Below are 18,447 nucleotides of genomic sequence, written 5' to 3'. Positions count from 1 at the left end.
GTCCGACCGCCCTTCCAACCCGTTGCGTCACTTCCTAGGCTCCCCTTCGATGGGACGTCATCAGCGCGGGGCGGGAATGAGCGAGACGATGATCGGTGTGATCGGCGGCAGCGGCCTTTACGAAATCGAGGGGCTGGAGGGTGCCGAGTGGCGCGAGGTGACGACGCCATGGGGCGATCCGTCCGATGCGATCCTGACGGGATCTCTGGCCGGCGTGCCCATGGCCTTCCTGCCCCGCCATGGCCGCGGCCATGTCCATGACCCCGCAAGCGTGCCCTACCGCGCCAATATCGACGCGATGAAGCGGCTCGGCGTGACCGACCTCGTCTCCGTCTCCGCCTGCGGGTCCTTCCGCGAGGAGATGGCGCCGGGCGATTTCGTCGTCGTCGACCAGTTCATAGACCGCACGAAGGGCCGGCCGCAGAGCTTCTTCGGGCCGGGCTGCGTCGCTCATGTCAGCCTTGCCCATCCGACCTGCCCGCGCCTCGCGGAGGTCTGCGCCGCCGCAGCCGAGGCGGACGGCACGAAGGTTCACCGCGGCGGCACCTATCTCGCGATGGAAGGGCCGCAATTCTCGACCCTCGCGGAATCCAGGATGTACCGTGAGGCTTGGGGCGCCGACGTGATCGGCATGACCAACATGCCCGAAGCCCGCCTCGCCCGCGAAGCGGAGCTCTGCTACGTCACCGTGGCCATGGTCACCGATTACGACAGCTGGCACCCGGACCACGCCGAGGTGGACGTTGCCGAGGTGCTGAAGGTGCTCAAGGGCAATGGCGCGCGCGCCCGCGCCCTGATCTCCCGCCTCCCCGCCCTCCTCCGGGATCGCCCGGTCCCCTGCCCCGAAGGCTGCGGACAGGCGCTCGACCACGCGGTGATGACGGCGCCGGGCAAGCGGGATCCGGCACTTCTGGAAAAGCTAAATGCCGTGGCCGGGCGCATCCTCGGTCCCTGACCCGGAAGGGCGACGCAGGGCCGCCGCGGCCGCTCTAGTCCGCTCTCAGAACCGCGCCCGGATTGAGGATGCCGGAGGGGTCCAGCGCCCGCTTGATCGCGCGCATCGCCGCAAGTTTCACCGGGTCCTGGTAGCGCTCCAGATCCCCGACCTTGAGACGTCCGACGCCGTGTTCGGCGCTGATCGAGCCCTCCATCTCGTGCACCACGTCGTGGATCGCGGCGATCAGGCGCCGATCCGTACCGTTCGCGCGATAGGCGTCGCGGCTCTCCCCCTCCGGCGCAAAGACGTTGAAATGCAGGTTGCCGTCGCCGACATGACCGAAGCAGTTGATCCGGAACGGACCGATTTCGGCGACCGCCGCGCGGCCCGCCTCGATGAAGTCCGGCAGCCGCTCCAGCGGCACGGAGATATCCTGCGAGCAGATCGCGCCCACGTGCCTGTTCGCCAGCGGCATCGCCTCGCGGTAGTCCCAGAAGGCCTGCCGCTGCGCCTCGCTCCCAGCGATGACGCCGTCCGTCACCAGATCCTCCGCAACGGCGGCCTCGTAGAGCCCTGACAGCGCTTCCTTCGCATCCTGCCCCTCGGCCAGCCCGATATCGACGAGAACGGACCATTCCGGCAGCTCCTCGAAGGGCGCGCGTAAGTTCGGCAGCGCCTCCTTCAGGAACCTCAGGCCGGTCCGCTCCATCAGTTCGAACCCCGAGACCTGCTCCCCGAGCCGCTCCCGCGCCAGTCCCAGAAGCGCGAGGGCCGCCTTCGGAGAGCGCACGACGAGCATCGCCGCCCCCGTCTCCGCGGGGATCGGGAACAGCCTCAGGGCGGCGGCGGTGATGATCCCGAGCGTTCCTTCCGAGCCGACCAGCAGCCCTCGAAGATCATATCCGCTGTTGTCTTTCCTGAGGCGCTTCAGCCCGCGCAGGATCGAGCCGTCCGCCATCACCGCCTCGACGCCGAGGGTCAGCTCGCGCGCATTGCCGTAGCGCAGCACGTTCGTGCCGCCGGCATTCGTTCCCAGAAGCCCGCCGATCCGCGCCGAGCCTTCGGAGCCGAGGGAGAGCGGGAAGAGACGTCCCGCCGCGTCCGCCGCGCGGTGCACGTCCGCGAGGATCGCGCCGCCCTCGGCGATGAGCACGTTGGCCTCGGGATGAACCGCACGGATCCGCGTCATCCGCTCCAGCGAGACGATGAGCGGGCGGTCGAGCCCGTGCCCGATCTGCCCGCCGACCGTCCCCGTCCCGCCGCCATACGGAATGACGGAAATTCGGTGGCGTGCGGCGATGCGCATGGCGGCGGACAGCTCCTCGGCGGTCCGAGGGGCGATGAGAAGCCCGCCCGTGCCATGCCAGAGCCCCCGCCCCTCCTCGAGATAGCGGGGTTCGAGATCGCGGAAGGCGGATCCCGGAAGGGCGGCCCGGAGTTCGGCCTCCGCCTCGGTCGTCACTGGTCCCGCCACCTGCGTCCCTCCCCCGCGTCTTGCTGCGAGGCGGACCCTACTGCGCGCCGCCGCCGCTTTGAAGCCGGGCCGGCCTCAGGACCACGATGGTCGGACGCGAGGGAAGCGTGCGGAGGGACACCTCGATCTCGGAGCCCTGCCGGACGTCGACGGCAAACTCGCCCTGCATGTCCGAAAGGAACTGCTCCAGCGACGCGCCGGAGAACCAGTGCATCGGCAACACGATCGAGGAGCGCAGGCGCGAGACGATCTCCTTCATCACAGGCAACGGCACCGTCAGGCCGCCATCGACCGGCGCCATCAACACATCCAGTCGGCCTATCGCGGCGTAGGTCTCGGGCGACGGCTCATGATGCAGATGCCCCAGATGCCCGATGCAGAGCCCGTTCACCTCGAAGACGAAGATCGAGTTTCCGTCCTTCTCGATCCCGGTATAGCCCGAGCGAATGTCGGTCGTGACGTTCCGGACCAGCATTTCGCCGAGGTCGAGATGGTGGTCGGCCGGGCCCGCCGCGTCCCCCCAGCCAGTCAGCACATGCGGGATGCGCGGATCTGGGGATGTCGTCCAGTGGGACGAATGCGCGTGGTTCATGGTGGCGACATCGGGGACGGCTTCCGGCGCGCCGATATAGCCGTTGTAGTCGGTCACCACGTCAAGGCCGCCCGGCGTCTGCAGATAGAACATCGAATGGTCGATATAGGTGATGCGGACCATCTCGTCCGGCACCGGCTCGGTCCAGTTCGCCTGGATGATCTCGACGTCCGGCGCATCCTGCACCAGCGCGATGCAGTGTGAGGGGCGCCTGTCCTGCGCGGCGACGGGAAGCGCCGCGAGAGACAGGGACAAGGATATGGACAGAACAAGCAGAGGTCGCATGGGGCCGGGCTCCTCGAACGGTGGCTCGTCCCCTCAGCCTGCACGGCCAGGCGCCCTGTCGGCGGTAACATGTGCGTGGGTCAAGGCCCGGACAGCGCGCGCTTGCCGTCAGCCGACCCGGGTCTTGCCGCGCCTGTCCCCACGCAGGTTGGCGTAGAGCACATGGTTGCGCCAGCGCCCGGCGATCTGGAGATAGGACTGCGCGACGCCCTCGTACTTGAAGCCGGACTTCTCCAGCACCCCGCGGGAGGCGGTGTTCTCCGGCAGGCAGGCGGCTTCGATTCGCGACAAATCCATCGATTCGAAGGCATGGTGACACACCGCCTCGATCGCCTCCTTCATGTAGCCTCTGCGGGCGAAGGGCGCGCCGATCCAGTAGCCGATCGTCCCCGCCATGGCCGGGCCACGGCGGATGTTGTCGAGGGTGATTGCGCCGAGGAGCACCTCGTCCTCCGCCCGGATCATGAATAGAGGCACCGCGGAGCCCTGATCATGGCTCCGCTGGGACCAGTGGACACGGCCGGTGAAGCTCTTGCGGGTCAGATGGTCGTTCGCCCAGACCGGCTCCCATGGCTTGAGGAAGCCGGCACTGTCGCTGCGCAAGGCGGTCCAGGCGCGAAAGTCGTTGTGCACCGGCAGGCGCAGCAGCATCCGCTCTGTGTGGATCCGGATACGGCGCCGCGCCAGACGCATCAGGCCGCCAGCCTGCCCTGCAGTTCCGCGAGGGAGGGCGCAAGCTTCCCCGGACCGTAAAGCGCGAGCGCAGCGTTCGGGGACGTCGCAAGTCCCTCGGCGAAGGTCACGACACGGGCGCGGTCCACCGTCTCGATCCGCGCGACGGTCTCCTCCAGCGGCGGGACCCGGTTCCAGATCGAGACGAGGCGCGCGAGCCGCTCGGCGCGGGCGGACGTGCTTTCGAGCCCCATCAGCAGGCCGGCCTTCATCTGCGCGCGGGCGCGGGCGATCTCCACCTCGGTGACGTCGCCGCCGACGCGCCTGAGCTCGTCCACCGTCAGCTCCGCGAGGCCGCCGATATCCTGCGCCCCTGTCCCGGCGTAGATCGTGATCATGCCGGTGTCGGCATAGGCGCCGGCCTGCGCGAAGATCGTGTAGCACAGGCCCCGCTTCTCCCGGGCTTCCTGGAACAGACGGGATGACATTCCGCCCCCGAGGAGCGTGGAATAGACTTGGCTGGTATAGACGTCGTCGGACAGGTAGCCGGGGCTTTCGAACGCGAGGGTGAAATGTACCTGCTCGAGCGCCTTCTCCTCGCGCCGCTCGCCGCCGCGGAACCGGGCCACGTCCACCTCGCCGCCGCCGCGGGGCTCGAGATGACCGAACAGGGCCTCCGCCTGCCGCATGATCGCGTCGTGATCGACGGCGCCAGCGGCGGATAGGATGAGCTGGTCCGGCCCGTAATGCTCGGCGACGAAGCGTGTCAGGTCGTCCCGGCCGAACCGCTCCACGCGCTCCGACGGCCCGAGGATCGTGCGCCCGAGCGCCTGGCCGGGATAGGCCGTCTCCTGGAGCCAGTCGAAGATGATGTCGTCCGGCGTGTCGGCGGCCTGGCCGATCTCCTGCAGGATCACGCCGCGTTCCACCTCGATCTCGCTCTGCGCGAAGGCGGGGTTGAGCACGATATCCGCGATGACGTCGAGCGCCAGCGGCACGTCGGCGGCAAGGACGCGGGCGTAATACGCGGTCGTCTCGCGGGAGGTGTAGGCGTTGATGTAGCCGCCCACGTCCTCGATCTCCTCGGCGATCCGGGCGGCGCTGCGCCGCTCGGTCCCCTTGAAGGCCATGTGTTCGAGGAAATGGGCGATGCCGTTCTGTTCGGGCCGCTCGTGGCGCCCCCCGGCATTGACCCAGAGGCCGATGGCAGCGCTTTCGCGGCCCGGCATGTTCTCGGTAACGATGCGAAGTCCGTTCGGCAGTCGGTCCAGCTTGACGGTCAAGCGGCGCGCCTTTCCTTGATGAGGGTTTCGATGGCCTGGAGGTCGCCGGCGCAACGCTCCACGCGCTCGGGCCTGTCATAGAGGTCCGCCATCCGATGTGGAAGGGGCGGGCGCTCCTGCGTCGCCTCTTCCACGGCATCGGGGAATTTCGCGGGATGGGCGGTCGCGAGCGTGACCATGGGCACGTCCGAGACGTGATCCTCTGCCACCCGTGCGCCCACGGCGCTGTGAGGACAGAGCGTCATGCCGGTGGTCGCGTGAAGGCGCGCGATGGTCTCCAGCGTTTCCTCCTCGCTGCAGCGGCCGGAGGCATAACGCTCCTGGAGGCCCTCCATGATCCCCTGCGGGATACTGAAGCTGCCCTGCCCCTTGAGGTCCTCCATCAGGCCCTTCACGACCTCCCCGTCCCCGCCGGAGGCGAGGTAGAGCGCACGCTCGAAGTTGGAGGAGACCTGGATATCCATGGAGGGGCTCATGGTCGGTGCCACGCCCTCGACCGAATAGGAGCCGGTGGTCATCGCGCGGTGCAGGATGTCGTTGCGGTTCGTGGCAATGACCAGCTCCCGGATCGGCAGGCCCATCCGCCGGGCGATGTCCCCCGCGAAGATGTCGCCGAAATTGCCGGTCGGCACGGTGAAAGCGACTTCGCGATGCGGCGCGCCGAGGGCGGTCGCGGCGGTGAAGTAGTACACCACCTGCGCGAGGACCCGCCCCCAGTTGATCGAGTTCACCGCCGAGAGGCCAACGGAATCGCGGAAGTCGAAATCGTTGAACATGTCCTTCACGAGCGCCTGGCAATCGTCGAAATGCCCGTCCACCGCGACGGCATGGACGTTCGCCTCGGGCGGCGTCGTCATCTGGCGGCGCTGCACCTCGGAGACGCGACCGTGCGGGTAGAGAATGAAGATGTCGACGTTGTCCAGCCCGCGGAACGCCTCGATCGCGGCCGATCCGGTATCGCCAGAGGTGGCGCCGACGATGGTGACCCGTTCGCCGCGCTTCTTCATCGCGATCTGGAAGAGCTGCCCGATGAGCTGCATCGCGAAATCCTTGAACGCGAGCGTCGGGCCGTGGAACAGCTCGAGGACGAAATGCTGCGGCGCAACCTGCACGAGCGGCGCACGCGCCGGGTGGGCAAAGACGGAATAGGCCCGCGAAATGGCGCCCCGCAGCTCGTCCTCGCTGAAATCGTCGCCGATGAAGGGGCGGATGACCTGGAAGGCCACCTCCTCGTAGGGCAGGCCCGCGAGTGCCGCGATCTCGTGGGCGTCCATGTGCGGCACGCTTTGCGGAACGTAGAGCCCGCCATCGCGCGCGAGGCCTGTGAGCAGCGCGTCCTCGAAGCCGAGAATGGGGGCTGTCCCCCGCGTCGAGACGTATCGCATGGGTCCTACCCTCTCAATCGGTGCGGCGCCTGATACGCCAGAGCCAGAGCGCTGTCATCCCCAGCCAGACGATACCGAGGCCGAACCACTGGACCGCGTAGCCCAGATGGTTGTTCGGGATGCCCTGGGTGCCCACGGGGATCGGGCGCGGCGCGCCGGTCCCGGCGGGTTCGCGCAGGATGACGAAGGTCTCTTCCGTTCCGAGTTCGGCGGCCATGGCGGCGACGTCGCGGGCGAACCAGATGCCACGGTCTTCGTCGGGCTCGGGGGTAAAGCCGTCGGTCTCGTCAGGCCAGTGAAGGTTGCCCGTGAGGGAGACGGTCTCGCCACCGGGACGCGCGGCGCCCTTGTCCTCCTCCGCGATGAAGCCCCGGTCGACGAGGATGCGGCGACCGTCCCCTGTCTCGAACGGGGCGATGACGCGGTAGCCGGCCCCCTCGGGCGGCTGCGAGGTCAGAACGTCGAGCTCCTCCTCCCCGAACTGCCCCTCTGCCATGACGGGCAGGAAGCGGTCCGCCTCCGGATCTGGCTCGGCTGGCAGCGGCACGGGATCGGCCGCGATGCGCGCCTCGATCTCCGCCAGGATCTCGAGCTTTTCGTCCAGTCGCTGGAGCTGCCAGACGCCCAATCCGAACAGGACCGCGGCGCCGAGGCAGCCGATGAGGATGGGAGCGAGATAGCGCACGGGGAATCTTCCGGCTGTCGGAAAAAAGAGGCCCCGCCGGCGCCCATGGCGCGGGCGGGGCCCTGTCAGGTCATCGCGATGATCGCGGGACGGCTCCGATCAGCTGCCCCAGATGTAGATCGCGGCGAAGAGGAAAAGCCACACCACGTCCACGAAGTGCCAGTACCAGGCCGCGGCCTCGAAGCCGACATGCTTCTCGGGCGTGAAGTCCCCCATCCGCAGGCGGACGTAGCAGACGAAGAGGAAGATCGTCCCGATGATGACGTGCGCACCGTGGAAGCCCGTCGCCATGAAGAAGTTGGCGCCGTAGATGTTGCCGGCGAAGCCGAAGGCGGCGTGGCTGTACTCGTAGAACTGGAAGAACGTGAAGAGGATGCCGAGGCCGACCGCGAGCAGGAGGCCCGCCGCCATGTCCTTGCGGTTGTTCTCATGCACCAGCGCGTGGTGCGCCCAGGTCGCCGCCGCGCCGGAGCACAGCAGGATGAGGGTGTTGATCAGCGGCAGGTGCCACGGGTCGAACACCTCGATGGACGGGGGCGGCCACTGCCCTTCCGAGAACGTCTGCATCGGGTAGAGGGCATGCTTGAAGAACGACCAGAACCACGCCGCGAAGAACATCACCTCGGACATGATGAACATGATGAAGCCGTAGCGCAGGCCGATCCGCACGACGGGGGTATGGTCGCCGACCCGGCTTTCGCCGACGACGTCCGACCACCAGCCGAACATGGTGTAGACCGTCAGGATCGCGCCGATGGCGAACATCCACGGCATGGAGCCGTGCATCCACAGCACGGCGCCGAACAGCATGATGAACGCGCCCACGGAGCTCAGGAGCGGCCAGATGGACGGCGGGAGGATGTGGTAGTCGTGATTCTTTTCGTGGGCCATTGGCGGTCGGTTCCTTACCCGTCTGTCCCTAGTTGGAAGTGGCCAGAGCGGCTTGCTCTTGCGGCAGGTCGGTTTCGTAGAACGTATAGGACAACGTGATGTGCGGCGTCCACTTCGCGTCGCGGTCGTCGCGGATCTCCGGATCGACGTAGAACGTCACCGGCATGTTCACGCGCTGTCCCGGCTGCAGCACCTGCTCGGTGAAGCAGAAACAGTCGATCTTGGTGAAGAAGCCGCCCGCGTCGAACGGCGCGACGTTGTAGGTCGCGGTGCCGGCGATGACACGATCGGTCGGGTTGTAGGCCTCGTAGAAGGCGATGTTGGTCTCGCCGAGGCGGACTGTCATCTGATTCTGTGCGGGCTTGAACTCCCACGGCATGTCCTTGGCCCGGCTGCCGTCGAACCGGACGGTGATCGTCTCGTCGAGGATCACGTCGGAGCCGGCCTCGGCCGTGGCGGTTGTGCCGCCGTACCCTGTGACGCGGCAGAACAGGTTGTACATGGGCACGGCGGCCCAGGCCATCGAGCCCATGAATACGATGACGCCGACCGCGATCGCGGCGGTCTTCTGCTTGGGATCCATGCGGTGCTTGCCCATCCCGTCAGCCCCCGTTCCCTGCATCCGGATCGTCCGCGCGCATCTCGAGTTGCGGGCGCGCGACATGGTCGAAGCCCTCGGTCGGCCCCAGATTGGTGATCTTCACCACGGAGAGCCCAAACACGATGGCCGCGAAGCCCAGGAGAAGCGCTCCGACGCCGAAGTTCCGCCCGCGGCGGCGCCTGTGCAGCTCGTGTTCAGCGCGAATCATAGCCAGCCCCAGGCCGGCAGCAACCCGGCAGAGCGCAGCGACGCGTCGATGAGGAGCGCGCCGAACTGCAGGAAGAGGTAATAGAGCGACAGCTTGAAGAGCCCCTTCTCGGCCGCGAAATGATCTGCTTCCGCAACCGCCGTGCTGCGCCGGCTGACGATCCAGGCGCCGCGGATGAAGGCCGCGTTCAGCGCGAGGGCCGAGATGAGATAGACCGGGCCGCCGATCGGCGTCGCCGCGATGGCGAGCGCCGGGATGGCGAGGATCACGGCATAGGCGATGATGTGACGGCGGGTGCTGTCCGGCCCGTGGGTGACGGTCAGCATCGGCACGCCGGCATCGGCATAGTCGCTCTTCACGAAGAGGGCGAGCGCCCAGAAGTGGGGCGGCGTCCAGAGAAAGACCGTCAGGAAGAGCAGGACCGGCTCGAGGGACAGCCCCCCCGTCGCCGCGACCCAGCCGACCGCGGGCGGGAAGGCCCCGGCGGCCCCGCCGATGACGATGTTCTGCGGGGTCCAGCGCTTCAGCCACATCGTGTAGATGACGGCATAGAAGAAGATCGTGAAGGCGAGGAAAAGGCCGGCGGCGATGTTGGACGCAAGGCCCAGCATTACGACGGAAATACCGGACAGGGCGAGCCCGAGGCCCAGCGCCTCCCCGGGCGACACCCGCCCGGACGGGACGGGACGACGCTCGGTGCGGCGCATCTTCGCGTCGATATCGGCATCCCACCACATGTTCAGGGCGCCAGCGGCCCCGCCACCTACGGCGATGAAGAGGATGGAGACCGCCGCCACGAAGGGATGAACCGGAACCGGCGCCACGACGAGCCCGACCAGTGCGGTGAAGACGACGAGCGTCATCACCCGCGGCTTCAGGAGCGCGAAGTAGTCCCGCAGGTCTGGCTCGCCCGCGGCGGCGCCGGTGATCGGGGTGCTATGAAGGGACGCGTCGCTCATGCGCTCTCGATCACTCCGCGGAAGCGAGGGTGCGGGTCGCGGGAATGCCGGCATATTCCTCGCGGGCGCCCTCGAGCCAGAGTTGGTAGTTCTCGGGGCTCACGACTTTCACGGTAATCGGCATGTAGGCGTGGCTGATCCCGCAGAGTTCGGAGCACTGGCCGAAATAGACGCCCTCGACCTCCGGCTCGAACCACAGCTCGGCCAGACGACCGGGGACGGCATCCTGTTTCACGCCGAAGGCCGGGATGGTCCAGGAGTGGATCACGTCCGCGCCGGTGATCTGCATCACCACGGTGGCCCCGGTCGGAACGACGACGGCGGTGTCCGTCGCGAGCTTGAACTCGGCATCGGTATAGCCGGCCTCGGCGAGAGCGGCGCTCGTCTCCTCGGTCAGCATGTTCTGCTGGGCGGAGCCGATCATGTAGCTGTCGAACCCGATTCCCTCGTCGGGGTACTCGTACCCCCAGTACCACTGGTAGCCGGTCACCTTGATGGTGATGTCGGCTTCCGGGATTTCCTGCTGGTTGAACAGGACCGGGAGGGAGAAGGCGCCGATGAAGACGAGGATCAGGATCGGAACGAGCGTCCAGCCGATCTCCAGCGGGGTGTTGTGGGTGAACCCGGCCGGCGTGGGGTTGCGGCGGCGGTTGTAGAGGACGAGCACGGCCGCGAGCAGCAGCGTGACGAACACGACGATGCCGCCGATGATCCACAGCAGCATGCCGTCGAGCCAGTGTATGTCCTGCGCCAGCGAGGTCGCGGCGGGCTGGAACCCGATTCCGCCCTGCGCCGGTGCGCCGATGATCGGCAGACCCTCGGTGGCCTCGCTCATGGCGTCCTGTGCCCGCGCAAGACCGGGCGCCGCCAGTGCAGTGAAGGAAGCGGCAATAAAGCCGGTGAGGGTCGCTAACTTCATGGCTCTCTCATCCCGTACGTGGCGGCGCTGGCCTCGCGCCGGCCTTGTGCAGCCGTCCCCGGCGCAACAGCGCGGCGGACCGGCCCCTTGGTGTCTCCGGCGCTCTAGACCATATTACGCGAACCGTCTCAAGCGCCGGGTGTGGGACCCGGCGTCGCATGCGGCGGCGCGCCCTGCCCACGTCCGATCCCGGGACGGCAGGGCAGATCCGACGCCCGACGACCATCACCTCCCGGAAGGACCCACCCGATGCCCGATGATTTCCGCCCCTTCGACACGCGGCTCGACGAAGGCGCCGCCCTCGCGCTGCTCCGCAGTGCCACCGATGGCGCCGAGGATGGCGAGCTGTTCCTCGAGCGACGCCGTTCGGAGGTCCTCGCCTTCGATGACGGACGCCTGAGGACCGCCTCCTACGATGCCGCCGAGGGCTTCGGCCTCCGTGCGGTCAAGGGAGAGACGGCGGGTTATGCCCATTCGACCGAGATCTCGGAGGCCGCCTTGAAGCGCGCGGCGGAAACGGCGCGGCTTGCTGTCGGCGATGGCGGCGGCGTCCTGGCGGACAGCCCCCTGCCCACCAACCGGAAGCTCTACGGAGACGACGATCCCATCGCGGGGGCGAGCTTCGGCGTGAAGGTGGAGACGCTGCGGGAGATCGACGCCTTCCTGCGGGACCTCGATCCGCGCGTGGTCCAGGTGTCCGCCTCCGTCGCGGCGGGGCTCCAGGAGGTCGAGATCCTGCGCCCGGACGGGCTGCGCGTGGCCGATATCCGCCCCATGAGCCGGATCAACATTTCGGTGATCGTCGAGGAGAACGGCCGGCGCGAGCAGGGCGGCATGGGCGGCGGCGGCCGGGTGGGCCTGACCGGCCTGATCGCGCGGGACAGCTGGGAGCCGGTCGCGCGGGAAGCGCTGCGCATCGCCCGCGTGAACCTCCGCGCCGAGGCCGCCCCCGCCGGCGTGATGGACGTGGTGCTCGGGCCCGGCTGGCCGGGCATCCTGCTGCACGAGGCCATCGGCCACGGTCTCGAAGGCGATGCCAACCGCAAGCGGTCCAGCGCCTTCGCCGGGCTCATGGGGCAGCGTATCGCCGCGCCCGGCGTCACGGTGGTGGATGACGGCACGATCCCGGATCGCCGCGGCTCCATCACGGTGGACGACGAGGGCACGCCTTCGGGGCGTACGGTCCTGATCGAGGACGGTATCCTGAAAGCCTACATGCAGGACCGCCAGAACGGCCGGCTGATGGGAACCGGGAGCACCGGCAACGGCCGCCGGGAGAGTTTCGCGCACACGCCCATGCCGCGGATGACGAACACGGTGATGCTGGGCGGCGACAGCGACCCCGCGGACATCCTGGCGAGCCTCGGGGACGGGCTCTATGCCGTGGGGTTCGGCGGCGGTCAGGTGGACATCACCTCCGGCAAGTTCGTCTTTTCCTGCACCGAGGCCTACCGGGTGAAGGACGGCAAGGTCGGCGCGCCGGTGAAGGGCGCGACCCTGATCGGTGACGGCGCGACGGCGCTCAACCACATCCGCGGAATCGGCAACGACATGTCCCTCGACCCCGGGATCGGCAATTGCGGCAAGGCCGGACAATGGGTGCCGGTGGGCGTCGGCCAGCCGACGCTGATGATCGGCGGGCTGACCGTCGGCGGATCGGCGGCAGGCTGAGGCGCCTGTCAGGGACGTCGGCGGAAAGGACCCTGGGGAATGGCGGGCGGCAGTCCGGAATCCGGCTGACGTTAACTTTGGCTTAACCGGAATCGCGCTAGCCCTGTACCCGCAAGAGACGGGGAGCGCCGGATGGACTTGTTTTCTTCCCCACCCCCCCTCGCACCACCCACCCCGGAAGGAGATAGGCTGGCGCGCCTCCGTCTCTTGCGCTCCCGGCGCGTAGGACCCAAGACCTACCGCCGGCTCCTGCATCAGAGCGGCGGCGATCCCCACGCCGCCCTCGACGCCCTGCCCGGCATCGCCCGGAAGGCCGGCATGGAGGAGTACCGCCTCTGCTCCCGCGGCGAGGCCGAGGCCGAGCTGGAGGCCGGCCATGCCGCCGGCGCCCGGCTGATCCACGAGGGCGATCCGGATTGGCCCACGGGAATGGCCGATCTCGCCGAAGCGCCGCCGATGCTCTGGGCCCGCGGTCCCGGAATACCCAGCCTTTTCCGGCCCTCCCTGGCCGTTGTCGGCGCGCGGAACGCGTCGTCCCTCGGGCTGCGCATGGCACGGAAGCTGTGCGGCGAGCTTGCGGCGGAGGGCCTGACCATCGTGTCCGGCCTTGCCCGCGGGATCGACGCAGAGGCCCATCGCTGTGCGTTGCGGACGGGGACCGTTGCGGTCGTTGCCGGCGGGGTGGACGTGGTCTACCCGAAGGAGAATGCGGAGCTGACGGACCAGATCGCGGCCTCCGGCCTCATCCTGTCCGAGATGCCGTGCGGCATGCGGCCCCAGGCACGGCATTTCCCGCGCCGCAACCGGCTGGTGGCGGCGCTCCCTGAGGCGGTTCTCGTGATCGAGGCGGCGGCGCGGTCCGGCAGCCTGATCACGGCGCGCAATGCCGGTGAGCTGGGGCGGGACGTCCTGGCCGTTCCCGGCCACCCGCTCGACGGCAGGGCCGAGGGCTGCAACCTGCTCATCCGCGAGGGCGCGACGCTGATCCGGCGGGTCGAGGACGTCGTGGAGGCGCTGACCCCGCTATCCGGCCGGGCGGGCGAGACGGCCCGGGACGAGGGCATGGCGGGGGCCGATAGGGCTGAACCCGCCCCCCCGGTCGCCCGGCAGACCCCCGATTCCGGCGAGGCCGCGGTCCGGGAGCGCATCCTGGCCCTCCTCGGCCCCTCCCCCGTCGCAGAGGATCAGGTGATCCGGGATCTCGGCCTGTCCGCGCGGCAGGTCGGCGCCGCGCTGGTGGCGCTGGAGCTCGGCGGCGAGGTGGAGCGTCTCCCGGGCGGCCTTCTCGCCCGGCGCAAGGCCTAGCCGGCGCCGGCGCCAGTCATCGCACCGGCACGGGCGTCAGTCATCGCACCGGCGGCGGCGCCAGTCATCGCATTGACAAGGAGGCCGCCGCCGCCACATGGTCCGCCGCCATTCGCAAAGCCCCCGCAGGATTGATCCGCAATGCCAGTCGTCGTCGTCGAATCTCCGGCCAAAGCCAAGACAATCAACACCTATCTCGGCAACGACTACACCGTCCTCGCCTCTTACGGTCACGTCAGGGATCTGCCGCCGAAGGACGGATCGGTCGATCCCGATCACGACTTCGACATGCGGTGGGAGGTCGCGACCGAGAGCAAGAAGCACGTCAAGGCGATCGCCGACGCGCTCAAGGACGACAACGAGCTGATCCTCGCGACTGACCCCGATCGCGAGGGCGAGGCGATCTCCTGGCACCTCCTGGAGGCGCTCACGAGCCGCCGCGCGGTGAAGAAGGACACGCCGGTGGCGCGCGTCGTCTTCAACGCGATCACGAAGAACGCCGTGACGACCGCGATGCAGAACCCGCGGCAGGTCGACATGGAGCTGGTCCATGCCTACCTCGCCCGACGCGCGCTGGACTATCTCGTCGGCTTCAACCTCTCCCCGGTCCTCTGGCGCAAGCTTCCCGGGGCGAAGTCCGCCGGGCGGGTGCAGTCGGTCTGCCTGCGGCTCATCGTCGAGCGAGAGATGGAGATCGAGGCGTTCCAGCCGCGCGAATACTGGTCCGTCGCCGCCGGCCTGACGACGCCGCGCGGCCAGGAGTTCGAAGCGCGCCTGGCGGTTCTCGGCGGCAAGAAGCTGGACCGGTACGACCTCGGCAACGCGACCGATGCCGAGATGGCGGTACAGGCCGTCTCCTCCCGCGATCTCAAGGTGGCGAGCGTCGAGGCCAAGCCAGCGACGCGAAACCCCTCGGCGCCCTTCATGACCTCCACCTTGCAGCAGGAGGCATCCCGCAAGTTCGGCATGGGTGCCCGGGCCGCGATGAGCACCGCGCAGCGTCTCTATGAGGCCGGTCTCATCACCTACATGCGGACGGACGGGATCGACATGGCGCCCGAGGCGGTGATGTCCGCCCGCGACGCGATCAAGGAGATGTACGGAGAGAGCTACGTCCCCAAATCCCCGCGGATGTACAAGAACAAGGCGAAGAACGCGCAGGAGGCGCACGAGTGCATCCGGCCGACGGACATGATGGCGCGGCCCGACAAGGTGCGCATCTCCGAGCCGGACCAGCGCAAGCTCTACGACCTGATCTGGAAGCGCACCATCGCCTGCCAGATGGAAGCGGCGCGGCTCGAGCGCACCACGGTGGAGATCGCGAGCGCGGACAAACAGGTCGGCCTCCGCGCGACGGGCCAGGTGATCCTCTTCGACGGGTTCCTGAAGGTCTACGAGGAGGGGCGGGACGAGCCGGTCGAGGGCGACGACAAGCGGCTGCCGCAGCTGACCGAGGGCGATACGCTCGCCCGCGCGAAGGGCGCGCAGGAGGCCGCGTTCGAGAAGGCACGGCCCGAGAGCGGCTCTGGCGACGGGGCCGCGCGGGCCCACGCGGCCGCGGTCCTGTCCGACGACGCCTCCGTCATCGGCCTGCAGCACCACACCCAGCCGCCGGCCCGCTACACCGAGGCGACGCTGGTGAAGCGGATGGAGGAGCTCGGGATCGGCCGCCCCTCCACCTACGCCTCCATCGTCACGACGATCCAGGACCGCGAATACGTCCGGAAGGACAAGAACCGGCTCATTCCCGAGGACAAGGGCCGGCTCGTGACCGCTTTCCTCGAGAATTACTTCCGTCGCTACGTTCAGTACGACTTCACCGCCGAACTCGAGGATCAGCTCGACCACGTCTCCGCCGGCGAGGCCGACTACAAGGATGTGCTGACCAACTTCTGGAAGGATTTCCACGCCGCGATCGAGGAGACCTCCGAACTCCGGATCACGGAAGTGCTGGACAAGATCAACGAGGTCCTCGAGCCGCACCTCTTCCCGCCGAACGCGGACGGGACCGATCCGCGCCTCTGCCCCAATTGCGGCGCGGGCAGGCTCTCGATGCGCACCGCGCGTTCCGGCGGCGCCTTCATCGGCTGCTCGAACTACCCGGAGTGCCGGTACACCCGTCCCTTCGGCCCTCCGGGGACCGAGGAGAGCGGGATCGGTCCGGACGGCAAGTACCTGGGCGACGATCAGGGCGACAAGATCACCTTGAGGGACGGGCGCTTCGGCCCTTACGTCCAACGCGGCGAGCCGACGGAGGAAGAACCGAAGCCCCCGCGCGCCTCCCTGCCGAAGGGCTGGGCCGTCGAGGACATGGACCTCGGCAAGGCGGTCATGCTGCTGAACCTTCCGCGCGAGGTCGGCCCCCATCCGGAGGACGGCGAGATGGTCGTCGCAGGGATCGGCAGGTACGGGCCCTTCGTCCGCCACGGCAAGCTCTACGCGAACCTGCCCGAGGTGTCGGAAGTCTTCGAGATCGGGATGAACCGTGCCGTCGAAGTGCTGGCGCAGAAGGCCGCCGGCCGCGGCGGGCGGGGCCGCGCGGCGGCCAAACCCCTGAAGGAGCTGGGCGATCACCCCGATGGCGGTGCGATCGCGGTGCTCGACGGGCGCTACGGGCCTTACGTGAAGTGGGAAAAGGTCAACGCCACCATCCCCAAGGGCACCGATCCGCAGGACGTGACCATGGAACAGGCGCTCGAATGGATCGCCGAGAAGGCGGCCAAGAAGGGCACCAAGCGCAAGGCCCCCGCAAAGACCGCGGCCAAGAAGGCGCCAGCGAAGAAGCCGGCCGCGAAGAAGCCTGCCGCAAAATCCGCGACGAAGACCGCGGCGGCCAAGTCCACGGCGGCCAAGAAACCCGCCGCGAAGAAGCCGGCGGCGAAGAAGCCCGCCGCGGAGAAGCCGTCGGACGAGTGAGATCCGGGCGAGGCGGTCCCTGCGGCTTGCATGGGAGCACCGCCTTGCCGCAGGGTCGGATCGAAATGAGCTGATCGAGGCAACATGGACACGTGGGATCTGGACGGAATCCGGGTCGAGGATCCGTACGACACCTTCAGCCCGGCCCTTCGGCGGGCGATGGGCAGGGGACGTTACGAACGGCCCGAACGTCAGGCCGTCGCGGATCTCGTCCGCTCAGGCGACAGGGTTCTCGAGCTCGGCGCCGGCTGCGGCGTGATCGGCGTCGCTGCCGCACGGATCACCGGGCCGGACCGCGTCACGAGCATCGAGGCGAACCCGGCGATGGAGAGCACGATCCGGCATACGCACCGGATAAACGACTGCCCGGGGATCGACCTGCGCATCGGCGCGGTCGCCGCCGAGGGCGGCGGCACCGCGCCCTTCCACCTCTCGAGCGACTTCTGGGCGTCCTCCTTCGATCCGGAGACCCCGAACCTCACCGAAACCGTCTCCATCCCGCTGATCGGCATCGACGATCTGGTCCGGGAGAGCGCCGCGAACGTGCTTCTGTGCGACATCGAAGGGGCGGAGCACGAAATCGTCCCCGCGATGGACCTCGCGCCGCTCGACCTCGTGATCATGGAACTGCACCCCACTCCCGGAGGCCTTGCACGGATGGGCGCGCTCTTCGCCGCCCTCATCGGCGCGGGCCTCCATCCCGACATCGAAGCGGGGCGCAAGCCGCGCGTCGCGATCTTCCGAAGGCCCTCCCGTGACTGACATGCCGCCCCTCGCCGTCGTCACCATGGTGTACGACGACGACGTCTATCTCGACATCTTCCTGCGCCACTGGACCCGTTTCCTGCCGCGATCCAACATCTTCGTGCTGATGCATGCCAATTACGAGCGCTTCGAGGCGATGGCGGAGGGGTGCAACACGATGCGGATCCGCCGCCCCGAGACGAGCCCGGAGAGCGAGCAGCTGCGCTGGCGCATGGTTTCCCAGATCGTGAGCGGCCTGACCTACCAGTTCGGCCGGGCGCTCTACACCGATGTGGACGAGATCATCACCGTCGATCCGGACGTCGCGGCCTCCCCGGTGGAGTATATCTGCGGGCTGACCGACCCCGTCGTCGCGCCGATGGGGGTGGACCTCGTCCATGTCCCGGACCGGGAGCCCCTGCCCTACGATCCGGCCCGGCCGATCCTCGGGCAGCGGCGCTACTTCGCCTTCACCTCCTGGTACGCCAAGCCCGCCATCGTGTCCGAACCGATCCGCTGGGGGTCCGGCGGACATAATTGCAATCGCAAGCACGTCCTCGATCCCGCGCTCACGCTCTTCCACCTGCGCCTCTTCGACGAGGGCATCTACCGTGCGCGCGCCGACGCGCGGCTGGACCTCGTGACGGACGATGCGACGGGCGGGCTCATCCCCGGCCTCGGCGGTCGGACATGGCGCTCAGAGGGGGACCACCTCTCCCTCTACCGACGCGATACGATGGACGAGGAACTCGCCAGGATCGAGAAGCCGGGGATGATGCGCAACGCGATGCAACTCAAGAAGATGCACGACGACCTCTACATCCTGCATCACCGCGACAACAAACGCCTGCGCCGCCTGCCCAGCCGGTACGAGGGTGTGTTCTGAGCCCGCGGAAGAGCTTATCGCCCGCGCCGCACGG

General features: G+C 68.4%; 17 protein-coding genes. 6 read left to right on the top strand and 11 right to left on the bottom strand.

Going from position 1 to position 18,447, the window contains the following annotated elements:
* Positions 1 to 76: 76 nt before the first annotated feature.
* Positions 77 to 955 carry an S-methyl-5'-thioadenosine phosphorylase gene (locus tag RM543_RS06825; RefSeq protein WP_311690145.1) on the top strand — a complete coding sequence of 293 codons (879 nt, stop codon included), beginning with the start codon at positions 77 to 79 and terminating at the stop codon, positions 953 to 955.
* A gap of 34 nt (positions 956 to 989) precedes the next feature.
* Here RM543_RS06825 and RM543_RS06820 read toward each other — a convergent pair whose 3' ends face one another.
* The 11 genes from RM543_RS06820 to coxB form a co-directional block, all read right to left on the bottom strand.
* Complete coding sequence (locus RM543_RS06820) at positions 990 to 2,411, bottom strand: FAD-binding oxidoreductase (protein WP_311690144.1); 1,422 nt, start codon at positions 2,409 to 2,411, stop codon at positions 990 to 992.
* A 37-nt stretch (positions 2,412 to 2,448) separates the two neighbouring features.
* Positions 2,449 to 3,288, bottom strand: coding sequence for an MBL fold metallo-hydrolase (locus tag RM543_RS06815; protein ID WP_311690143.1), 840 nt, complete (start codon positions 3,286 to 3,288; stop codon positions 2,449 to 2,451).
* Positions 3,289 to 3,396: 108 nt separating this feature from the next.
* Positions 3,397 to 3,981: a GNAT family N-acetyltransferase gene (locus RM543_RS06810; protein WP_311690142.1), complete on the bottom strand. Its 585-nt coding sequence runs from the start codon at positions 3,979 to 3,981 to the stop codon at positions 3,397 to 3,399.
* On the bottom strand, positions 3,981 to 5,243 hold the full coding sequence (locus RM543_RS06805; protein WP_311690141.1) for a M16 family metallopeptidase: 1,263 nt from the start codon (positions 5,241 to 5,243) through the stop codon (positions 3,981 to 3,983). The genes RM543_RS06810 and RM543_RS06805 overlap by 1 nt, the downstream gene beginning before the upstream one ends.
* On the bottom strand, positions 5,240 to 6,628 hold the full coding sequence (gene thrC, locus RM543_RS06800) for a threonine synthase (protein WP_311690140.1): 1,389 nt from the start codon (positions 6,626 to 6,628) through the stop codon (positions 5,240 to 5,242). Before thrC ends, RM543_RS06805 begins: the two co-directional genes overlap by 4 nt.
* 13 nt (positions 6,629 to 6,641) lie before the next feature.
* Complete coding sequence (locus tag RM543_RS06795) at positions 6,642 to 7,313, bottom strand: SURF1 family protein (RefSeq protein WP_311690139.1); 672 nt, start codon at positions 7,311 to 7,313, stop codon at positions 6,642 to 6,644.
* Positions 7,314 to 7,412: 99 nt separating this feature from the next.
* Complete coding sequence (locus RM543_RS06790) at positions 7,413 to 8,204, bottom strand: cytochrome c oxidase subunit 3 (RefSeq protein WP_311690138.1); 792 nt, start codon at positions 8,202 to 8,204, stop codon at positions 7,413 to 7,415.
* 28 nt (positions 8,205 to 8,232) lie between these two features.
* Entirely contained in the window at positions 8,233 to 8,826 is a 594-nt protein-coding gene (locus RM543_RS06785; RefSeq protein ID WP_432280439.1) for a cytochrome c oxidase assembly protein, read from the bottom strand.
* The gene (locus RM543_RS06780; RefSeq protein WP_311690137.1) at positions 8,807 to 9,013 is read right to left on the bottom strand and encodes a cytochrome c oxidase system small membrane protein; all 207 of its coding nucleotides are present in this window, start codon (positions 9,011 to 9,013) and stop codon (positions 8,807 to 8,809) included. The genes RM543_RS06785 and RM543_RS06780 overlap by 20 nt, the downstream gene beginning before the upstream one ends.
* Positions 9,010 to 9,972 (bottom strand): heme o synthase, encoded by a 963-nt coding sequence (gene cyoE / locus RM543_RS06775; protein ID WP_311690136.1) that lies wholly within the window; start codon positions 9,970 to 9,972, stop codon positions 9,010 to 9,012. The genes RM543_RS06780 and cyoE overlap by 4 nt, the downstream gene beginning before the upstream one ends.
* A gap of 10 nt (positions 9,973 to 9,982) precedes the next feature.
* Positions 9,983 to 10,891, bottom strand: coding sequence for a cytochrome c oxidase subunit II (gene coxB, locus RM543_RS06770; RefSeq protein ID WP_432280438.1), 909 nt, complete (start codon positions 10,889 to 10,891; stop codon positions 9,983 to 9,985).
* Positions 10,892 to 11,140: 249 nt separating this feature from the next.
* Here coxB and RM543_RS06765 point away from each other — a divergent pair, with 249 nt between their 5' ends.
* The 5 genes from RM543_RS06765 (at position 11,141) to RM543_RS06745 (ending at position 18,413) form a co-directional block, all read left to right on the top strand.
* Positions 11,141 to 12,562 (top strand): TldD/PmbA family protein, encoded by a 1,422-nt coding sequence (locus tag RM543_RS06765; protein ID WP_311690135.1) that lies wholly within the window; start codon positions 11,141 to 11,143, stop codon positions 12,560 to 12,562.
* A gap of 132 nt (positions 12,563 to 12,694) precedes the next feature.
* Positions 12,695 to 13,867: a DNA-processing protein DprA gene (dprA, locus tag RM543_RS06760; RefSeq protein WP_349254811.1), complete on the top strand. Its 1,173-nt coding sequence runs from the start codon at positions 12,695 to 12,697 to the stop codon at positions 13,865 to 13,867.
* 141 nt (positions 13,868 to 14,008) lie between these two features.
* Positions 14,009 to 16,783 (top strand): type I DNA topoisomerase, encoded by a 2,775-nt coding sequence (gene topA / locus RM543_RS06755; protein ID WP_311690133.1) that lies wholly within the window; start codon positions 14,009 to 14,011, stop codon positions 16,781 to 16,783.
* Between the two features lie 84 nt (positions 16,784 to 16,867).
* Positions 16,868 to 17,545 (top strand): FkbM family methyltransferase, encoded by a 678-nt coding sequence (locus tag RM543_RS06750; RefSeq protein WP_311690132.1) that lies wholly within the window; start codon positions 16,868 to 16,870, stop codon positions 17,543 to 17,545.
* Positions 17,538 to 18,413, top strand: coding sequence for a hypothetical protein (locus tag RM543_RS06745; protein WP_311690131.1), 876 nt, complete (start codon positions 17,538 to 17,540; stop codon positions 18,411 to 18,413). Before RM543_RS06750 ends, RM543_RS06745 begins: the two co-directional genes overlap by 8 nt.
* Positions 18,414 to 18,447 lie beyond the last annotated feature (34 nt).

The sequence above is a fragment of the Tropicimonas omnivorans genome (assembly GCF_031846565.1).
GTDB classification, from domain to species: Bacteria; Pseudomonadota; Alphaproteobacteria; order Rhodobacterales; family Rhodobacteraceae; genus Tropicimonas_B; species Tropicimonas_B omnivorans.
Note: the sequence above shows the minus strand (reverse complement) of the source record. Positions and strands in the feature narration are given on the sequence as shown.